This window comes from Micromonospora sp. DT15 (genome assembly GCF_049841475.1).
Lineage (GTDB): Bacteria > Actinomycetota > Actinomycetes > Mycobacteriales > Micromonosporaceae > Micromonospora.
Map to the genome: position 1 here is coordinate 692,057 of NZ_JBNCKJ010000002.1, position 16,991 is coordinate 709,047.

Here is a 16,991-nt window from a genome sequence, read left to right on the forward strand (position 1 = left end):
GTTGAACGGTTACTGCCAGGAACTCTGTTGGGTGTAGACGAGGTTGCCGGGGACCACAGTGCCGTTGGTGCTGTACTCGGTGTACGCCCAGAAGTCACCCTCGGCCAGCGGCTTGTTCGGCTTCAGCGTGAAGTTGAAGCCCTGACCGCGCTCCGAGGTGGAGGGCAGCGTGAGGGTGGCACCCGAATACGTGGCGTTTCGGCCGATGATGGCGTGACTCAGGTCGAAGTCGACGACCGGAGCACCGGGGTACTGTGCGAACACGTACGCGGTGTAGCGCCCCGGCTCGGGCAGGAACTTGTACGCCTGCTCAGCGCTGGTCCAGTACCTGTCACTGCTGTAGACGAGGGTGTCGCCCTTGTACAGGTAGAGATCGAGGTTCGTGTTCGGATCAGCGGTGTTGGCCTCGACGACAATGCCGGCGGTGTTCGCCGGCACCGTGAAGTCGACCTTCTTCACACCGGTGGCGCTCGGGTCGAACACGCCCCCGTAGACGCCGGCCGGCATCGAGTACGACGTGCGCCGCATCGGCGTGTAACCGGTGCTGCGACCGACGAGCGGGCCGGTGAAGCCCGGCTGGACCATGCCGAAGGCGCCGTTGGCCATCCGGGCGAACTCTTCGCCGTCGTCCGCGTACGGCCGGGCCGCGATGCCCCACGGACGGGCAGCGACCGGAATCCGGGCGCTGTGGGCCTTACCCTGCCAGGTGATCGACCCGGTCACGTACCGGTCCCACGGCGCGCTGCCTCGACGCAGCGTGATGGTGACCGTCGCGGACTTGCCGGGGGCCAGGGTCACCGATGCCGGCGACACGGTGACCTTCATGCCGGGCAGACCGGACACCGACGAACGGTAGGTCTCCCGCGCCTTGCCCACATTGGTCAGGGTGCGGGTGACGCTCACCGGGCGGGTCCCGTCGTACTCACGCAACGAGATGGCCGGCAGGTTGAGTGCCTTCCCGTCGGGTTCGGTCGTCTCGCTGAACTCGATCAGTTCGGCCGCAGTGGGCTCGATGACCAGTCCCGGGTCGGTGGCCCGGGGCAGGTTGATGAAGCCGCTGCCCTGCTCCAGGGGGCTGCTGGTGCCGACGGTGTCGGTGGCGGTGGTGCGCAGCGCGGAGGCGACCGCGCCGGGTGACCAGTCCGGGTGCGTGGCGCGCAGGATCGCCGCTGCCCCGGCCACGTACGGCGAGGCCATCGAGGTGCCGGAGTACGCGTCGTACTGTCGCCCGAAGTTGCCGGCCGGTGAGACCGCGGCGATGATGTTCGATCCGGGCGCGACCAGGTCCGGCTTGAAGACGCCGAGGGTCACCTTGTCCGGGCCGGTGGAGGAGAAGTCGGCCACGCTCGGGATGCCGGGGACGCTGGAGCCGTCGCCGCCGGTGCGCAGCGACACTGTCGCGTCGGTGGGGTGGCGCATCAGGTAGTTGAACAGCGTGCCGGCCTGCTTCTCGGTCGGCAGGTAGACCACCGGGAAGTTGAAGATGGAGTTGATCCGGTAGTTGCCGACCGGGTCGAACACCACCATCGCCGCCCCGCCCTTGGCCTTGATCTCGGCGGCGGAGCCGAACATGTCGGACAGCGCGCAGGCGACGACCTTGCCCTTGATCTTGGCGGGGTCCAGGCTTCCGGGCTCGCAGTAGACCGCGCCCAGATCCGGCGAGCCGGCCTGGTCGCCGAAGACCAGCGGCCGTGCGCCTCCGCCGGGCAGGGCGTCCAGCGAGCCGCCGACCAGCTTGGTGCCGTCGCCCAGCTTGGCGGTGGCCTCGTCGAGCTTGGTCACCGCCGCGCCGACAGTGGTCACCCAGGGCGCGGCGTTGCTGATGGCTCCACTGACGATGCCGGTGTTGCCGGCCGACGCCGCGACGAAGACCCCGGCCAGCGAGGCGTTGAGGAACGCCACGCCGATGGGGGTGTTGGCCTCCCAGTCGCCGAGCTGCGAGCCGATCGAGAAGTTGATCACCTGCACGCCGTCGGCGACGGCCGCGTCGATTCCGGCGATGATGTCGGCGTCGTAGCCCATGCCACCCCAGAGCACCTTGTAGACGGCGATCTGGGCATCCGGCGCCACCCCGGAGACGGGGCCGTAGCGGCGACCGTCGATCGTGACGTTCGAGATCGGCAGGCCGGCGGCCGTGGAGGCGGTGTGGGTGCCGTGCCCGGACGCGTCGCGGGGGGACAGGAACTCGCCCTCGGGCACCGAGCCACCGCCGGCGAGCCACGAGTCGGCGAAGTACCGGGCACCGACGATCTTGCCGTTGCAGTGCGCGGCCACGAAGGCCACACCGGTCTGGCAGGTGCCGCGCCAGTTCGCGGGAGCGGGCATCGTCTTGGCGAACGACGCGCTCTCCGGCCAGATGCCGGTGTCCAGGACGCCGATCACCATGCCCGCGCCGGTGCCGGGGCCGGGCTTGGCCGGCCGGCCGGAACGGTCCGTCGGCGCCGACTGGTCCGCGCCCCCGGAGGTGGCGGGCGTCGGGTTGTCGGCGGTCGCCGTGCTCGCGGTGGGCGGCGCGGAGGGGGTGCCGAGGGCCCGCGAGGCGGTGACGGCGCGGACGCGCTTGTCCGCCCGCAACGTGCTCACCTGCTGGGTGGTCAGCTTCGCCGAAAACCCGTTGAACGCGGTGGTGTAGACGGCGTTGACAGTGACCCCGGCCGCGGCGGCGACGGCGCCCCGCTGCGTGTCGAGGTGCCGGCGGTACGCCTGCGACGGCGTCGACGTCACGTCCAGCCGGCTGCCCGCCGCCGGGCGGGTCCGCGCCAGACCGGACACCCCACCGGTGTACGTGGTCAACGGGTCCTCGGCCAACTCGACGACGTACATGCCGGGGCCGGTCTCGTCGACGGCCGCCTTCGGCGTGGCCGCACGGTTGCCGCCGGGTCGGCGGTCGGCCCCGTCGGTCAGGGTGACCGACTTGTCGGACCCGGCGGTGAAGTAGCCGGCGCCACTGCCGCTACCCGGCGACCCCGAGGGTGCCGCCGACGCCGTTCCCGCGACACCGGTGGTACCGGTGATCAGGGCGACGACCAGCGTAGGTATCGCCAGTCTTCGCAGCCTGTTTCCGCTCGTGCCTGTAGCCACGAGGCTCCTTTCGGTTGCTCCCTTGTGGAGCTGTTCATCGATCGCGACCCGCTCATGGGAGCGCTCCCCCACCTAAGCCGCCGATGGTTAATCGATGGTTTGCGCGGTGTTACGGATCGCCGGTGCGTATAAGATCACGTTCTGCCGGCACCGCCTAGATCACTTTCTCAGGACGATGCCGGAGCAGGGCGTACACCCCGGCCAGGGCCAGCCCGAGCAGCGGCGCGGCGCGTGGGCAACGGCCCGCCACTGGCCGTCGGCGCCGCCGTCGCCGCACCCGACGACGCGCTGACGGCCGCCGTCCGGCTTCGGTGGTGGCGCTGGCCGACCGTTTCCCACCGCTACCGAGCCTCGATCAGTTGCGGGGCCAGACCTGGACCGGCACCCGGGGAAAGGCCGTGGTCAGGAAGTCTTCCGTGCGGCGGTCCCGGAGGAGGCAGTCGGGCCAGGTGTCGAGCACCTCGGGCAGGGTGCGGTGACCGAGGGCCAGCTGGAGTAGGGCGCCCGGTGGGATGGTCTTCCACCCAGGCAGCGATCGCACGCCACCCGCTAGGCGCCGCCAACCGAGTCGTCCGCGCCCCCTCTGCGGCGCCAGAGCACTGTGCACGCCGCGGCCAGGGCCAGCCCGAGCAGCGGGGCGACACCAACCCCGGCGAGCGTGCAGGCCACCGCCAGCAGCGCCGGCGGCATCCAGCACCAGGCGGGCACGGTACGCGGGACACGACCGCGACGACGGGCCGCGGCTTCCACTGCCATCGGCACCACCAGCACCGGCAACGCGGCGGCCAGCAGCGTCAGCCACGGCAGCACCAGACGGTCGAACCGCGCCACCGCCAGCATCCCGCCGAGCACCGCGACGAGCAGCATCGCCGCCCGCGCCGGCACGCGGGGAGCCAGGCCACGCAACGCCAGGGAACCGGAGTACGTGGTGGTCAGCGCCGCCGCGAAGACCGCCACCGCGACGAACAGATTCGCGTACGCGGCCAGCCCCGAGCCGGCGGCGAGCAGCGCGACCACGTCGGCCGAGCCGGTCCGCAGCCACAGGCCGGCCCCGGCCAGCACCCCGAGCAGCGCCGGCCCGACCAGCAGCGCCACGCACCAGGCCAGGTCCCGCCTTCGAGAAAGGCCCACGCTGAAGTCCGGTGCGCGCAGCGCGAACACGGCCGCGTACCCGATCAGCGCGGCGGCGTCGGCGAGCCCGCCGCCGGCGAGGCGGACCGGCGCACCGGGTGGTGGAAGCACCGTCAGGCACCAGCCGACCAGCACCACCGCGCTGAGCGTGGTGACCACAGCGACCCGGTTACCGAGCCGGGCCGGCGCCCAGGAGACGGCGAGGACCGCCACCTCCAGCAGCGCCGGCCCGGCCCAGCCGGGCAGGTGGGTCAGCGCGGCCAGCGAGGCCCCGCCGAGCCCGACGTTGAACCCGTTCCACCCGACCATCGACACGGCCAGCACCGCCGCCAGCAGCAGCCGCGAGGTGTCCCCCAGGTACGCGGGCAGCACCGCGGTCAACGTCCCGCCGTCGCCGAGCGGCCGGCGCAGCCCGATCCGGCCCTGCCCCCAGAGCAGGGCCGCCATCAGCACCCCGCCGACCAGCAGCCCGGCCACCGGCACCGCGCCGCCGTGTCGGGCGGCCATCGCCGCGCCGAGGACCAGCGTGGCGGGTGCGGTGCCGATGCCCAGCCACGCGCCGACCGCCGCCGGCCACCGCCGTTCGGGGCTGTCAGGCAACGTGGCGCAGGTAGCCGGCGATCGCGGCGTCGAGCACCTCCGCGCCCGGACGTGCCCACACCTCGGCGGAGAAGACCTCCACCTCGATCGGGCCGACGTAGCCGGCCGCGTCCACCGCCTCGCGAAGCCGACGCAGCTCGATGCAGCCGTCGCCGGGCAACGCCCGGCCGAGCAGCACCCCCTCCGGCAGCGGGGTCACCCAGTCGCACACCTGGAACGCGGCGATCCTCTCGCCCGCTCGCGCGATCTGCGCGTACACCGTGTCGTCCCACCAGACGTGGTACGCGTCGACCACCACGCCGACCACCGCCGGGTCGAACCGCTCGGCGATGTCCAACGCCTGGCCGAGGGTGGCGATCACGCACCGGTCGGCGGCGAACATCGGGTGCAGCGGCTCGATGGCCAGCCGTACCCCGGCCGCCTCGGCGTGCGGTGCCAGCTCGCCGATCGCGTCAGCGACCCGACGCCGGGCGCCGTCGACGTCCCGGCTGCCGACCGGCAGCCCACCGGAGACCAGCACCAGCTCCGGGGCGCCCAGGGCGGCGGCCTCCTCGATAGCCCGCAGGTTCTCCGCGCGCCAGTCGTCGGCGGAGAAGAACCCGCCCCGGCACAGCGACGTGACGGCGAGGCCGGCGTCGCGGACCAGTTTCGCCGATCGGGCCAACCCGTACTCGGCCACCGGCTCCCGCCACAGGCCGATGCCCGGCACACCGGCCGCCACGCACCCGGCCACCACCTCGGGCAACGGCCAGCGCTGGGCGGTCGCCTGGTTGAACGAGAACCGGGCGAGGCTCGCTGGGCTGGTCTCTGCTCGCGACTGCGGGGCTCGCACAACCGGCTCACGCCTCGCGCTCACTGCGCCACCCCCGCCACTGTGAACAGCGCTCGGGCGCGGGCCGCGGCCAGGTCGGCGTCGGGCAGCAGCCCGGCCGCGTCGGCCAGGGTGAGCAGGGTGGCCAGGTGCGCCGGGGACCGGCCGGACTGCGCGCCACCGACCATCGTGAAATGGTCCTGGTGCCCGGCCAGCCAGGCCAGGAACACGATCCCCGTCTTGTAGTGCCAGGTCGGCGCCGCGAACAGGTGCCGGGCCAGGGGCACTGTGGGCCCGAAGATCTCGTCGTACGCCGTCAGGTCCCCCCGGTCCAGGGCGGCCAACGCGGCGGCGGCGGCCGGCGCAATGGCCGCGAACACCCCGAGCAGCGCGTCGGAGTGACCCACCTCGTCACCCCGGATCAGCTCCGGGTAGTGGAAGTCGTCACCGGTGTAGAGGCGTACCCCGGCCGGCAGGCGGCGGCGCAACGCGACCTCCCGGTCGGCGTCCAGGAGGGACACCTTGATCCCATCGACTGTGGACTGGTGCGTTTTGATCAGCTCGATCACCGTGTCGGCGGCCAGGTCCAGGTCGACCGCACCCCAGTAGCCGGTCAACGCCGGGTCGAACATCGGACCCAGCCAGTGCAGCACCACCGGTTCGTCGGCGGCGCTGAGCAGCTCGTCGTACACCCGCAGGTAGTCCTCCGGGCCGCGTGCGGCGGCGGCCAGGTGCCGGCTGCACATCAGCACCGGTCGGGCGCCGGCGGCGCGGACGTCGTCGAGCTGCTCGGCGTACGCGGCGGTGACCGCCGCCAGGGTGGCCGGGCCGGCGGGCAACTGGTCGGTGTTGACCCCGGCGACGATCCGACCGCCGACCGCGCGGGCCTCGGCGGCGCTGCGCCGGATCAGTTCCCGGGTCGCCGGATAGTCCAGCCCCATTCCCCGCTGGGCGGTGTCCATCGCCTCGGCGACCCCGAGCCCGTACGACCAGAGATGCCGCCGGAAGGCGAGGGTGGTGTCCCAGTCCACCGCCGCCGGGGCACCCGGCACGTTCTCCGCGCCCGGGTCGGCGACCACGTGCGCTGCGGCGTACGCGATCCGGCTGGTCGCCGGTGCGTCCGGCCGGGCGAAGCCGCCACCCCCGGTCAGCCGGTGCCGCCGTCCACCGGGCAACACCACCTCGGCGGTCATGAGCGCAGCTCCGGCACCTCGACACGCACGCCCTCGCGGGCCGAGCGCAGCCCCAGCTCGGCGAGCTGCACGCCGCGCGCGCCGGCCAGGAAGTCCCACCGGAACGGCTCGCCGGCCACCACGTGCCGCAGGTACGCCTCCCACTGCACCTTGAAGCCGTTGTCGAACTCCTCGTTGTCGGGCACCTCGGCCCACTGGGCGCGGAAGTCCTCGGTGGCCGGCAGGTCCGGGTTCCACACCGGCTTCGGGGTGAGGGCCCGGTGCTGCACCCGGCAGTTGCGCAGGCCGGCGATCGCGCTGCCCTCGGTGCCGTCGACCTGGAACTCCACCAGCTCGTCGCGGTACACCCGCACGGCCCAGGAGGAGTTGATCTGCGCGATCACCCCGCTGTCGAGTTCGAAGATGCCGTACGCGGCGTCGTCGGCGGTGGCCGCGTACGGGTGACCGGCCTCGTCGACCCGTTCGGGCACGTGGGTGGCGGTCACGCAGGAGACGGCGGTGACCCGGCCGAACAGCTCCTCCAGCACGTAGTGCCAGTGCGGGAACATGTCGACCACGATGCCGCCGCCGTCCTCGGTGCGGTAGTTCCACGACGGCCGCTGAGCGGGCTGCCAGTCGCCCTCGAAGACCCAGTACCCGAACTCGCCGCGCACCGAGAGGATCCGGCCGAAGAAGCCGCCGTCGATGAGGCGCTTGAGCTTGCGCAGACCGGGCAGGAAGAGCTTGTCCTGCACGACACCGGTGCGGACGCCGGCCGCGTCCGCCGCCCGGGCCAGGTCGAGGGCCGCCGCAGTGTCCTCGGCGAGGGGCTTCTCCGTGTAGATGTGCTTGCCGGCCTCGATGGCCTGCCGGATCGCCTTCTCCCGTTGCTGGGTGACCTGCGCGTCGAAGTAGATCTCGACGTCGTCGCGGGCCAGCGCCGAGGTCAGGTCGGTGGTCCAGTCGGTCAGCCCGTGCCGCTCGGCGAGCTCCCGGAGCTTCGTCTCGTTGCGCCCGACCAGGACCGGTTCCGGCCAGATGGTGGTGCCGTCGGCCAACGCCACACCACCGGATTCGCGGATGGCCAGCAGCGACCGGACGAGGTGCTGCCGGTAGCCCATCCTTCCGGTCACGCCGTTGACGATGATGCCGATCGACCTGCGGGTCATGGTGTTCCTTCCGTCGTGCTGGTCGTGCCGATCCGCGCTCAGTGGTTGGCGGCCGCGCTGCCGAGCAACCCACGCAGGTCGGTGGCGAGCCGGTCGAAGCGGGGATCCGACATCACCTGCGCGTAGTCGCGGTGCGCCGGCAGCTCGACCGGGAAGGTGCGGATGATCCGGCCGGGCCGGGGACTCATCACCACGACCCGGGTGCCGAGGAAGACCGCCTCGGCGATGGAGTGGGTGACCAGCACCACAGTCGTCCCGGTCTCGCGCCAGATCCGGTGCAGTTCGGCGTTCATCTGCTCCCGGGTCAGCGCGTCCAGGGCGCCGAACGGTTCGTCCATGAGCAGCACCGGCGGGGAGTGCAGCAGCGCGCGGCAGAGCGCCACGCGCTGCTGCATGCCGCCGGACAGCTCGTGTGGCAACGCCTTCTCGAAACCGGTGAGGCCGGTCATCTCGATCAGCTCGTCAGCGCGGCGGGCCGCCTGCGCCCGGTCCATGCCTCGCATCTCGGCCTGAAGCAGGATGTTGGCTCGGGCGCCGCGCCACTCCAGCAACGCGGCCTTCTGGAAGACGAAGCCGATCTCCTTCTGCGGGCCGCGCACCGGGCGCTCCAGCAGGGACACGTCGCCGCTGGTCGGCTTGACCAACCCCGCGACGATCTTGAGGAGGGTGGACTTGCCGCAGCCGGACGGGCCGACGATCGTGACGAACTCGCCCGGCTCGATGTCCAGCGACACGTCGTCCAACGCTGTGGTCTGCGTCCGTCGGGTGGTGAACCGGACGGTCAGCCCGGACATCCCGATGGCGGTGCCGGTGGCTGCCGGCGCGGCGGTCACCGGGTCACCCCTGCGCCGCGTACGAGGAGTCCCAGTACGCGTTGGGCGCTCCGGGGTCCTTCAGCTCGGCGTAGCGGGACATCAGGTCGATGGTCTCGCTCCACTGGGCCTCGGTGTTCACCCCGGGCGGGCCGTCCGCGCCGATCAGCGGCATGTTGAGGGTGAGCTGCTTGGTGAGCACCTCGGGCGCCGGCTCGTTCTCGGCCAGGGCCGTCATCGCGCTCACCGCGCCGGCCGGGTCCCGGGCGGCGTCGGCCCAGGACTTCTGGGTGGCCTTGACGAACTTGCGGACCAGCTCGGGGTCCTTCTGAAGGGTCTGGGTGTTGGCGATCAGGCCGGTGCCGAGCAGGTTCATCCCGTAGTCGGCGAAGAGCAGCACGTCGACCTTCTTGCCGGTCTTGCTCTCGATCGTGGGCGCCTGGTCGTGGAAGAAGCCCATGATGGCGTCGACCTTGCCCTCGGCCAGGGCGGCGATCTTGCCGGCGGCGTCGACGTTGACCACCTTGACGTCGTCCTTCTTGAGGCCGTTCTTCTCCAGCCAGGCCGGGAAGGTCGCGTAGAGGGCGTCGCCGGGGGTGCCGCCGACGGTCTTGCCCTTGAGGTCGGCCGGGGTCTTGATGTTCTCCTCGGTGAAGAACTCCACCGAGGAGGGTCCCTTCTCCAGGTACGCGCCGAGGCTGCGCACCGGCATGCCGCTGGCCACCGACTTCAGCAGCACCGGGCTGTCGGCCCACCCGAAGTCGGTCTGCTTCTGGGCGACCTGCTTGACGGTGTTGCCCGAGCCGTTGCCGGGCAGGATCTTCAGGTCGATGCCCTCGGCGGAGTAGTAACCCTTCTGCAGTCCGTAGTAGAAGGGCGCGTGCTCGCCGTAAGGCACCCAGTTGAGGGTGAGGGTGACCTGCTTCTTGCCGTCCGCGCCGGTCTTGCCGACGGGGTCGTCCCCACCGCAGCCGGTGGCGGCGAACAGCAGGGCGGCGGTGGCCAGGACGGTGGTGGCGGTGCGTTTCATCGGTGCCTCCGTGATGGGGTCGGTCAGGAGGTGGTGAGGGACACGCCGGCCCGGCGGCTGGCGTGCCACGGAATGAGCAGTGCCTCGGCGATCTCGACCAGGACGAACAGGACGATGCCGATGGCGGACATCAGGATCAGGTCGGCGAACAGCAGTGGGGCGTCGAGGTTGCCGTTGGCCAGCAACAGGACGTAGCCGAGCCCTTCGCTGGCGCCGACGAACTCACCGACCACGGCACCGACCACGGCGAGGGTGACGGCCACCTTCAGGCCGGCCATCAGGTGCGGCAACGCGTTCGGGAAGCGGATCTTGCGGAAGGTACGCCACGGCCCGGCGCCCATCGTGGCAGCGAGGTCGAGCAGCTCCGGGTCGGTGGAGCGCAGCCCGGCCACGCCGGAGATGACCACCGGGAAGAACGCGATGAGCACCGCCAGGATGATCTTCGGAGTGAGGCCGAGGCCGAACCAGACCACCAGCAGCGGCGCGATGGCGATCTTCGGGATGACCTGTGCGAACAGGACGATCGGGTAGAGCGCCTTGTCCAGGGTGCGGGAGTAGGCGATGGCGACAGCGGTGACCAGACCCAACGCGGCGGCGAGCACGAAGCCGAGCACTGTCTCGTAGAGGGTGACCACTGTGTGCCGGGCCAGCTCGGACCACTGGGTGGTCATCGTCTCCCAGACCTGGCCGGGGGTGGGCACCAGGTAGTTCGGGACGTACTCGCGGGCCGCCACGAACCACCAGGCGGCGAAGAAGACCGCGAGCACCAGCGCAGGACGCCAGAGCGAGTCGGCGAAGGTCACCGCCCGGCGAGCGAGCGTGGGACGCGGCGGTCGGCCGCCGCCGGATGGCACTTTTACCACAGTGGACGGAACCGCACCGTCACGAGCCTGCCGTGCATCGGTGTTGCCGGGCCCGGCAGCGGCGGCTCGCGCACCGCCGGTCAGGTCGGCGGCGGCCTGCCGACCCGCCGTGTCCAAAGAGTTCTCGGTCACGCGGAACCTCCTCGGGGCCCGGCACGACGCCCACGGAACGGGCCGGTCGGCGGATCAGGCAAACGCTTTCCTGGAGCGTAGGCGGCACCCTCACGCCGGGCAAGGCCTTTCCTCGATCTGTTTCCACCGATGTCTGGCAGCCCTCGGCAGCCGTCCCGAAAGGACGGTCAGCCTGCCGCAGGGTAGGTGTCCAGCAGGCCGCACATGCCCAACCGGCCCCGCTCGACCGGCGCGTCCACCACGTACACCCCGGCGTCGCCCAGGTGTCCCGGATCCCCCCGCTCCAGGGCGTCGAGCTGAGCGGCGGTGTCGGCCGCGGCGCGGCCCGCGCCGGCCTCCCACCGCTGCCGCCACCGCGTCAACAACGGCTGGCGCAGAGCTGTCGCGGCGGCGTGGAACGCGGCCAACACCGCCGGACCACCGGACCGCAGCGCCTGGAAGCCGGTCACCGCCAGATCCCGGCGGCGGTACGCGACGCGCACGTCCGCGCCCGGCGCTCCCCCGTCGGGCAACGCCGCCGCCGCGGCGTACGCGGCCGGATCGGCCAGGACCTCGGGTGGGAAGGTCAGCACCGCGTCGCCCGCCTCGGGCAGGCCGCTGTTCTGCATCAGGACCACGATGCTCAGCCCGCCGGTGTTGACGAGGCGGTGCACGGTGCCCGGCTCGAACCAGACCACCACCCCCGGTCGCAGCGGCGTCTCCCGGTAGCCGGCCGTGGTCAGGGTCTGCACCATGCCCTCCCCGTCGGTCACCACGTACCCCTCGGTGCAGCACAGGTGCACGTGCGGGGTGCCGCCGACCAGGCCGTCCGGGGCCATCGTGTCGTAGACGCGCAGCCGGGACACCCCAACCCCGCCGGGCAGCGGCGCCGGCCGATCACGCATCGAAGTACTCGTCGGTGTCGTCGGCGGCCGGCAGTGACACCAGCAGCACGGTGAGGTCGCCGATGGCCCGGTGCCGGCAGCCCGGCTTGATCAGGAACGCGGACATCGGCCGAGCGGGGTGACGGACGCCGTCCAGCTCGATCTCGCCCTCACCGGCGAGCACGACGTAGTACTCGGTGGCGACCCGGTGGTGGTGGGTCACCGCGTCCTGCACCTGGAGCAGATGCACGCTGGCCTGGCCCTCGCTCTCGGCGATGAAGCCCCGGCGGGTGGTCCCACACGAGCAGCGACGGGCGGTAAGTTCGTCGAGTTGAAGTACCGCGAAGCGATCGGACACGGCCGGGCCTCCCTGCGGGAAAGGGCTTTCTCTGCGGTACGGTGACGCTAGCCGGCACGACGAAACGCCGTCAACAGATCGAGGGGGCGGGCCATGGCGACCCTGTCCGATGTGGCCCGCCGAGCGGGCGTCTCACCCGCCACCGCCTCCCGCGTCATCAACGGCAGCAGCAAGCCGGTCACCGACGAGCTGCGGGAACGGGTGCTCGCCGCCGTCGCCGAGTTGCAGTACGTGCCGAACGCACACGCCCAACTACTGGCCCGCTCGCACCGCAGCGCTGTCGGTGTAATCGTGCACGACGTCTCCGACCCCTACTTCGCGGAGATCACCCGAGGGCTGCAACGGGTCGCCACCGACCAGGGCCGGCTGCTGATGATCTGCAACAGCTACCGGGACCCGGACCGCGAGTTGGAGTACGTGGAGCTGTTGCGCGGGCACCAGGTGGCGGCGCTGATCCTGGCCGGCTCGGGCTACCACGACGAGGCGTTCACCCGGCAGCTCAACGAGAAGCTCGCCGCGTACGAGGCCACCGGCGGGCGGGTGGCGGTCATCGGCCGGCACGAGCACTCCGGCGACGCGGTGATGCCGGACAACCGGACCGGCGGCTACCTCGCCGGGCGGGAGCTGTGCGGGTTGGGGCACCGGGCGATCGGCGTGGTCGCCGGCCCGCGCATCCTGACCACCACCACCGACCGGCTCGCCGGCCTCCGGCAGGCCCTCACCGAGCAGGGCCGCGAGCTGCCCGAACGGCGCATCCGGTACGCGGAGTTCGACCGCGACGGCGGAGCGGAGGCCACCGCCCGACTGCTCGACGCCGACCCGGAACTGACCGCCGTCGTGGCGCTCAACGACTCGATGGCCATCGGCGCGCTCGCCACCCTGCGCGCGCGTGGAATGGCGGTGCCACAGCAGATCTCGGTGCTGGGTTTCGACGACATGCCGATCGCCCGGGACGTGACCCCGGCGCTGACCACAGTGCGACTGCCCCTTGTCGACATGGGTGTGCGGGCGATGTCCCTGGTGCTCGGCGTCGGAGCCCCGACGCCCCGAGTCGAGGTGCTCCCCGCCGAGCTGGTCCGCCGCGACACCGCCGGTCCCGTCCCCCGGTCCACCCGTGCCACCGCGGGTTCCGCGCCACGCGCACGGCGAGGTGACAGGACGTCGTGACCGGAGTCAGCCCGACCCAGCGGCCCCTCACGCGCGCCGACGTGGCGTACCTGATCGCTGCGTCGTTCGGCCCACACACCCGGGTCCGCGACGCCGGTCCGCTGGCCGGCGGCGGGTTCGCGACGGTCTGGTGGGCGCTGCTCGACGACGAGCGTCGGGTGGTGGTGAAGCTGGCTCCGCCGGCCGGAACCCCGCTGCTGCGCTATGAGCGCGGGCTCTGCGCTGCCGAGGAGCGATATTTTCGACTCGTTGCGCAGCGGGCGCCGCAGGTGCCCGTCCCCCCGGTGCTCTGGCGCGGCGCCGACCCGGCGTACGGCGAGTGGTTGGTCACCACGATGCTTCCCGGCCGGTCGCTGTCCGGCCTGGCCGAGGCCGGTGTCGTCGTCGACGACGGCCCGGCGCGCCACGACCTCGGGGTGGCCCTCGCCGCGTTGCACGGGGTGACCGGTGAGCGGTTCGGGTACGACGACGACCGGGCCGGCGGGCCGACCTGGCGGGCGGCGTTCACGGCGATGCTCGACGCGCTCCTGGCCGACGCGGCCGACTGGGACGTCCGACTGCCGGTGACCCCGGAGCAGCTGCACGCGCTGGTGGGGCGGCACGCCGACGTGCTCGACGAGGTGCGCCGACCGGCGCTGCTGCACTTCGACTGCTGGGACGGCAACGTGCTGGCGGCACCCGACGCGGACGGCCGGTTGCGGCTGCGCGGTCTGGTGGACGGCGAGCGGTTCCTCTACGGCGACCCACTGCTGGACCTGGTCTCGCCGCTGCTCTTCCGCCGCGTGGAGGACGAGCCGGAGCATCCCCTGATGCGCGGCTACCAGGCCGGCGCGCCCGAACCGTTGGTGCTGGACGCTTCGGCACGCCGTCGGCTCGGTCTCTACCGGTTGCACCTGTACCTACTGATGACAGTGGAGATGCCCAGCCGCGGGATGACCGCGCACAGCCATCCCGGACGGTCCGCCCGGCTGGCGGCCCTGCTCGACGAGGAGCTGGCCGCGCTCGCCTCGGGCTGACGTCCCGGCGCGGGTGGCGTCCGACGCACGGCCGGACGCCACCCGCCCGCGGTCAGGGCAGGTCGATCGGGCGCAGCACCCGGTCCACGGCGTGCGCGATCTGCCGGTTGCCCTTGTTGACGTCGTAGGAGACGACCCGGGCGTCACGGTCGTCGGTGTCGGCGTCGACCAGCCGCACCTGGCGGAAGAAGTACAGGTAGGTACGCACGTCGACCTCGACGGTCGAGCCGAGCGCGGTGGTCAGGTCCGTGCCGTCGGCCCGGACCGCCGTCTTGCGATCGATGGTGGCGCCCGGGACAACGTGGTAGAGCAGCACCGACTCGACGGTGTCGATGCCCAGCCCGGCCACGGCGGTGAAGGCCGCGCTCTCACTGGGCAACTTCTGGGCCTGCGTGATCTCGCGGACCAACTGCTGGAAGGCCGCGTCGGTGGGGATGAACGCGGTCAGCGCCACCGTGCCGTCGGTGAGCACCTTGACCGGAGAGTTCGGCTTGGCCTCCAGCACGGCCAGAACGGCCGCCGTCAGTACGTCGAAGTCCCGCGAGTTGCGGTCGAAACCGCTGGTGTCCTTCGTGAGCACCGCGGCGAGTGAGTTCGTGCCGAGCGGCTTGGCCTTGCCGGTCGCCTGAGCGGCCGGCACAGCGATGGCCGTGGTGGCCAGCGCGGTGGCCATGGCGCCCACCGCCATCCGGGCGGCGAGTCGTGCGATCTTCATCAGCGGGCCTTTCGTCGAAGCGACGGATCCGTGACGTCTCGTCACGACCCATGCTTCGCGCCGGGTAGGCCGCGTGGATGCACCTGCGGATAAACGGATTGTCCGGGGCTCCGGCCAGGGCCTAACCTCCCCCGGTGCTGATTCGGGAGTTCGTCGACCGGGACTGGTCGCAGGTGTGGCCGATCATCGAGGAGGTGATCCGGGCACAGGAGACGTTCCCCTACGACCCGGCGATGACCGCCGAGCAGTCGTACGGCATGTGGGTCGAGGCGGCGCCGGCGCGGACCGTCGTGGCGGTCGACGGCGAGCGGGTGCTCGGCACCGCGAAGATGGGCGCCAACCGGCCCGGGCCGGGCGCTCACGTGTCCACCGCCAGCTTCATGGTCGCCGCCGACGCGCGGGGCCGGGGCGTCGGCACCGCGCTGTGCCGCGACGCCCTGACCTGGGCCCGCCGCCAGGGGTACGCCGGCATGCAGTTCAACGCGGTGGTGGAGAGCAACGGTTCGGCGGTGCGGTTGTATCGGCGGGAGGGCTTCGAGGTGGTCGGCACCGTGCCGGGCGCGTTCCGTCACCCCGCAGTGGGCCGGGTCGGCCTGCACGTGATGTACCAGGAGTTCTGACCGCGCCCACTCCGCTCGCGCCGATAATGGACTTGTGGTGGCGTGCGAAAGGGGCAGGCACTCACAACCCGCCCACCATAGGTCCATGATCGACCGGGAGGGCTCAGCCGCCGGCCGGGGCCGGACGCAGTCCAGGCTGCCCGGCGGCCGGCTCCGCGCCGGCACGGCGGATCGGGGTGAAGAGCCCGCCGACAGCGACCAGCAGGCACCCCGCGCCCGCCACGAGCGTGACCGCCGGAGCCCCGTACCGGCCGGCGGCCCAGGTCAGCACGACAGCCCCGGCCGGACCGAGGGCGTAGTGCGTGCTCCAGAACGCCGACGTCACCCGACCCAGCAGGTGATCGGGGGTGATCTCCTGCCGCAGGGACATCGAACAGATCCCGCCGACGCTGAGGCAGCACAGGTACACCGCGGTCAACGTGGTGACCGCGGGCACCGTGGTGGCGATGCCGACCCCCGCCACCGCGAAACCGCAGATCGCGTGCGCGCCGATCCAGGTGGCACCGAAGCCGCGACGTCGGCGCAGCGGCGCCACCAGCAGCGCTCCGGCGACAGTGCCCAGCGCCGCCAGGCCGAGCACCGTGCCGACGGTACCCTCGGAGCCGCCGAGGTCGTGCGTGACGTGGTAGATCAACACGTCGACGAAACCGTAGGTGAGGAAGATGAAGACCGACAACAGGACGGTCAGCGCGCGCAGCACGGGCTGACGCCACAGGAACCGCGCCCCGGCCAGGAACTCGACCAGCGGGCGTTGCCGGGCCACCCCCTCGTCCACCTGGACGGGGCGCAGTCGGATCAGCCACAGGCCGGCTGCCGAGAGCGCGAAGCTCGCCGCGTTGACGGCGATGGCGGTGGCCGGGCCGAAGCGGGCAGCCACCACACCGGCGAGCAGCGGCCCGAGGACGGCCGCCGCCGCGTACGTCGCCTGCAACCGGCCGTTGGCCTCGGTGATCCGGTCGGAGTCGACGAGGTTGCGGACCGCTGTCACCGCGGCGACCTGGAACAGCATGCCGGCCGCCTCGCAGATCGGCAGCACGACGAAGAGCAGCCAGACCTGCGGACCGGCGATCCACGCCAGTGGCACCAGCGCGTAGAGCACCAGTCGGGTCAGATCCGCCACGATCATGAGGGTGCGGCGGTCGTACCGGTCGACCAGCACCCCACCGAAGATCCCGGCGACGACGGACGCCGCGCCCGCGACGGCGGTCAGCAGACCCATCCGCGCCACCGACCCGGTCGCCTGGAGCACCAGCAGCGGCACCGCCAGGTAGGCGAACGAGTCGCCGGCCGCCGAGAGCGACTGGGCGACCCAGTACGTGCTGAAGGTCCGGTCCCGCCAGAGCGGAGCCCGACCAGCGTCGGCGGATCGGCTCATCGCGCCAAGGGTAGTGACCGCGCCCGCTCGGCGTCGTCCGTGGCGGGCGTCACATCGCTGCCGTGTCACGAACGGA

General features: G+C 72.1%; 15 protein-coding genes and 1 pseudogene. 3 read left to right on the plus strand and 13 right to left on the minus strand.

Annotation, left to right across the window (positions count from 1 at the left end):
* Positions 1-9: 9 nt before the first annotated feature.
* From ACLQ3F_RS07370 to ACLQ3F_RS07420, 11 genes and pseudogenes are all read right to left on the minus strand, one after another.
* Positions 10-3,081 carry a S8 family serine peptidase gene (locus ACLQ3F_RS07370; protein WP_425847310.1) on the minus strand — a complete coding sequence of 1,024 codons (3,072 nt, stop codon included), beginning with the start codon at positions 3,079-3,081 and terminating at the stop codon, positions 10-12.
* Between the two features lie 355 nt (positions 3,082-3,436).
* Positions 3,437-3,598: pseudogene (locus ACLQ3F_RS07375) on the minus strand (GNAT family N-acetyltransferase); the annotation flags it as partial.
* A gap of 32 nt (positions 3,599-3,630) precedes the next feature.
* On the minus strand, positions 3,631-4,812 hold the full coding sequence (locus ACLQ3F_RS07380) for a hypothetical protein (RefSeq protein ID WP_425847311.1): 1,182 nt from the start codon (positions 4,810-4,812) through the stop codon (positions 3,631-3,633).
* Entirely contained in the window at positions 4,805-5,644 is an 840-nt protein-coding gene (locus ACLQ3F_RS07385; protein ID WP_425847407.1) for a sugar phosphate isomerase/epimerase family protein, read from the minus strand. The genes ACLQ3F_RS07380 and ACLQ3F_RS07385 overlap by 8 nt, the downstream gene beginning before the upstream one ends.
* 20 nt (positions 5,645-5,664) lie before the next feature.
* The gene (locus ACLQ3F_RS07390) at positions 5,665-6,816 is read right to left on the minus strand and encodes a dihydrodipicolinate synthase family protein (protein ID WP_425847312.1); all 1,152 of its coding nucleotides are present in this window, start codon (positions 6,814-6,816) and stop codon (positions 5,665-5,667) included.
* Entirely contained in the window at positions 6,813-7,964 is a 1,152-nt protein-coding gene (locus tag ACLQ3F_RS07395; RefSeq protein WP_425847313.1) for a Gfo/Idh/MocA family protein, read from the minus strand. The genes ACLQ3F_RS07390 and ACLQ3F_RS07395 overlap by 4 nt, the downstream gene beginning before the upstream one ends.
* Positions 7,965-8,002: 38 nt before the next feature.
* A complete protein-coding gene (locus ACLQ3F_RS07400) occupies positions 8,003-8,758 on the minus strand; it encodes an ABC transporter ATP-binding protein (RefSeq protein ID WP_387350869.1) in 756 nt (251 codons plus the stop codon).
* Positions 8,759-8,801: 43 nt separating this feature from the next.
* Complete coding sequence (locus ACLQ3F_RS07405) at positions 8,802-9,806, minus strand: ABC transporter substrate-binding protein (protein WP_425847314.1); 1,005 nt, start codon at positions 9,804-9,806, stop codon at positions 8,802-8,804.
* A gap of 23 nt (positions 9,807-9,829) precedes the next feature.
* Positions 9,830-10,801, minus strand: a complete 972-nt coding sequence (locus ACLQ3F_RS07410) for an ABC transporter permease (protein ID WP_425847315.1) — start codon at positions 10,799-10,801, stop codon at positions 9,830-9,832.
* A gap of 167 nt (positions 10,802-10,968) precedes the next feature.
* Positions 10,969-11,685: a cupin domain-containing protein gene (locus ACLQ3F_RS07415; protein ID WP_425847316.1), complete on the minus strand. Its 717-nt coding sequence runs from the start codon at positions 11,683-11,685 to the stop codon at positions 10,969-10,971.
* A complete protein-coding gene (locus tag ACLQ3F_RS07420) occupies positions 11,678-12,022 on the minus strand; it encodes a cupin domain-containing protein (protein ID WP_355006751.1) in 345 nt (114 codons plus the stop codon). The genes ACLQ3F_RS07415 and ACLQ3F_RS07420 overlap by 8 nt, the downstream gene beginning before the upstream one ends.
* Before the next feature lie 93 nt (positions 12,023-12,115).
* Here ACLQ3F_RS07420 and ACLQ3F_RS07425 point away from each other — a divergent pair, with 93 nt between their 5' ends.
* Both ACLQ3F_RS07425 and ACLQ3F_RS07430 read left to right on the plus strand, forming a co-directional pair.
* Entirely contained in the window at positions 12,116-13,189 is a 1,074-nt protein-coding gene (locus tag ACLQ3F_RS07425) for a LacI family DNA-binding transcriptional regulator (RefSeq protein ID WP_425847318.1), read from the plus strand.
* Entirely contained in the window at positions 13,186-14,205 is a 1,020-nt protein-coding gene (locus tag ACLQ3F_RS07430; RefSeq protein WP_425847319.1) for a phosphotransferase family protein, read from the plus strand. Before ACLQ3F_RS07425 ends, ACLQ3F_RS07430 begins: the two co-directional genes overlap by 4 nt.
* A gap of 52 nt (positions 14,206-14,257) precedes the next feature.
* On the opposite strand, the gene ACLQ3F_RS07435 is transcribed toward ACLQ3F_RS07430, so the two are convergent.
* On the minus strand, positions 14,258-14,920 hold the full coding sequence (locus ACLQ3F_RS07435; protein ID WP_425847321.1) for a fasciclin domain-containing protein: 663 nt from the start codon (positions 14,918-14,920) through the stop codon (positions 14,258-14,260).
* 134 nt (positions 14,921-15,054) lie between these two features.
* Here ACLQ3F_RS07435 and ACLQ3F_RS07440 point away from each other — a divergent pair, with 134 nt between their 5' ends.
* The gene (locus tag ACLQ3F_RS07440) at positions 15,055-15,540 is read left to right on the plus strand and encodes a GNAT family N-acetyltransferase (RefSeq protein ID WP_425847323.1); all 486 of its coding nucleotides are present in this window, start codon (positions 15,055-15,057) and stop codon (positions 15,538-15,540) included.
* A 103-nt stretch (positions 15,541-15,643) separates the two neighbouring features.
* On the opposite strand, the gene ACLQ3F_RS07445 is transcribed toward ACLQ3F_RS07440, so the two are convergent.
* Positions 15,644-16,915, minus strand: a complete 1,272-nt coding sequence (locus ACLQ3F_RS07445; RefSeq protein ID WP_425847324.1) for an MFS transporter — start codon at positions 16,913-16,915, stop codon at positions 15,644-15,646.
* Positions 16,916-16,991 lie beyond the last annotated feature (76 nt).

Bases quoted from the DNA above. Each gene is read 5' to 3' on its own strand.
- ACLQ3F_RS07390 (WP_425847312.1), bottom strand. From the start codon at position 6,816: ATGACCGCCGAGGTGGTGTTGCCCGGTGGACGGCGGCACCGGCTGACC.
- ACLQ3F_RS07395 (WP_425847313.1), bottom strand. From the start codon at position 7,964: ATGACCCGCAGGTCGATCGGCATCATCGTCAACGGCGTGACCGGAAGG.
- ACLQ3F_RS07400 (WP_387350869.1), bottom strand. From the start codon at position 8,758: ATGTCCGGGCTGACCGTCCGGTTCACCACCCGACGGACGCAGACCACA.
- ACLQ3F_RS07405 (WP_425847314.1), bottom strand. From the start codon at position 9,806: ATGAAACGCACCGCCACCACCGTCCTGGCCACCGCCGCCCTGCTGTTC.
- ACLQ3F_RS07415 (WP_425847316.1), bottom strand. From the start codon at position 11,685: ATGCGTGATCGGCCGGCGCCGCTGCCCGGCGGGGTTGGGGTGTCCCGG.
- ACLQ3F_RS07425 (WP_425847318.1), top strand. From the start codon at position 12,116: ATGGCGACCCTGTCCGATGTGGCCCGCCGAGCGGGCGTCTCACCCGCC.
- ACLQ3F_RS07435 (WP_425847321.1), bottom strand. From the start codon at position 14,920: ATGAAGATCGCACGACTCGCCGCCCGGATGGCGGTGGGCGCCATGGCC.
- ACLQ3F_RS07445 (WP_425847324.1), bottom strand. From the start codon at position 16,915: ATGAGCCGATCCGCCGACGCTGGTCGGGCTCCGCTCTGGCGGGACCGG.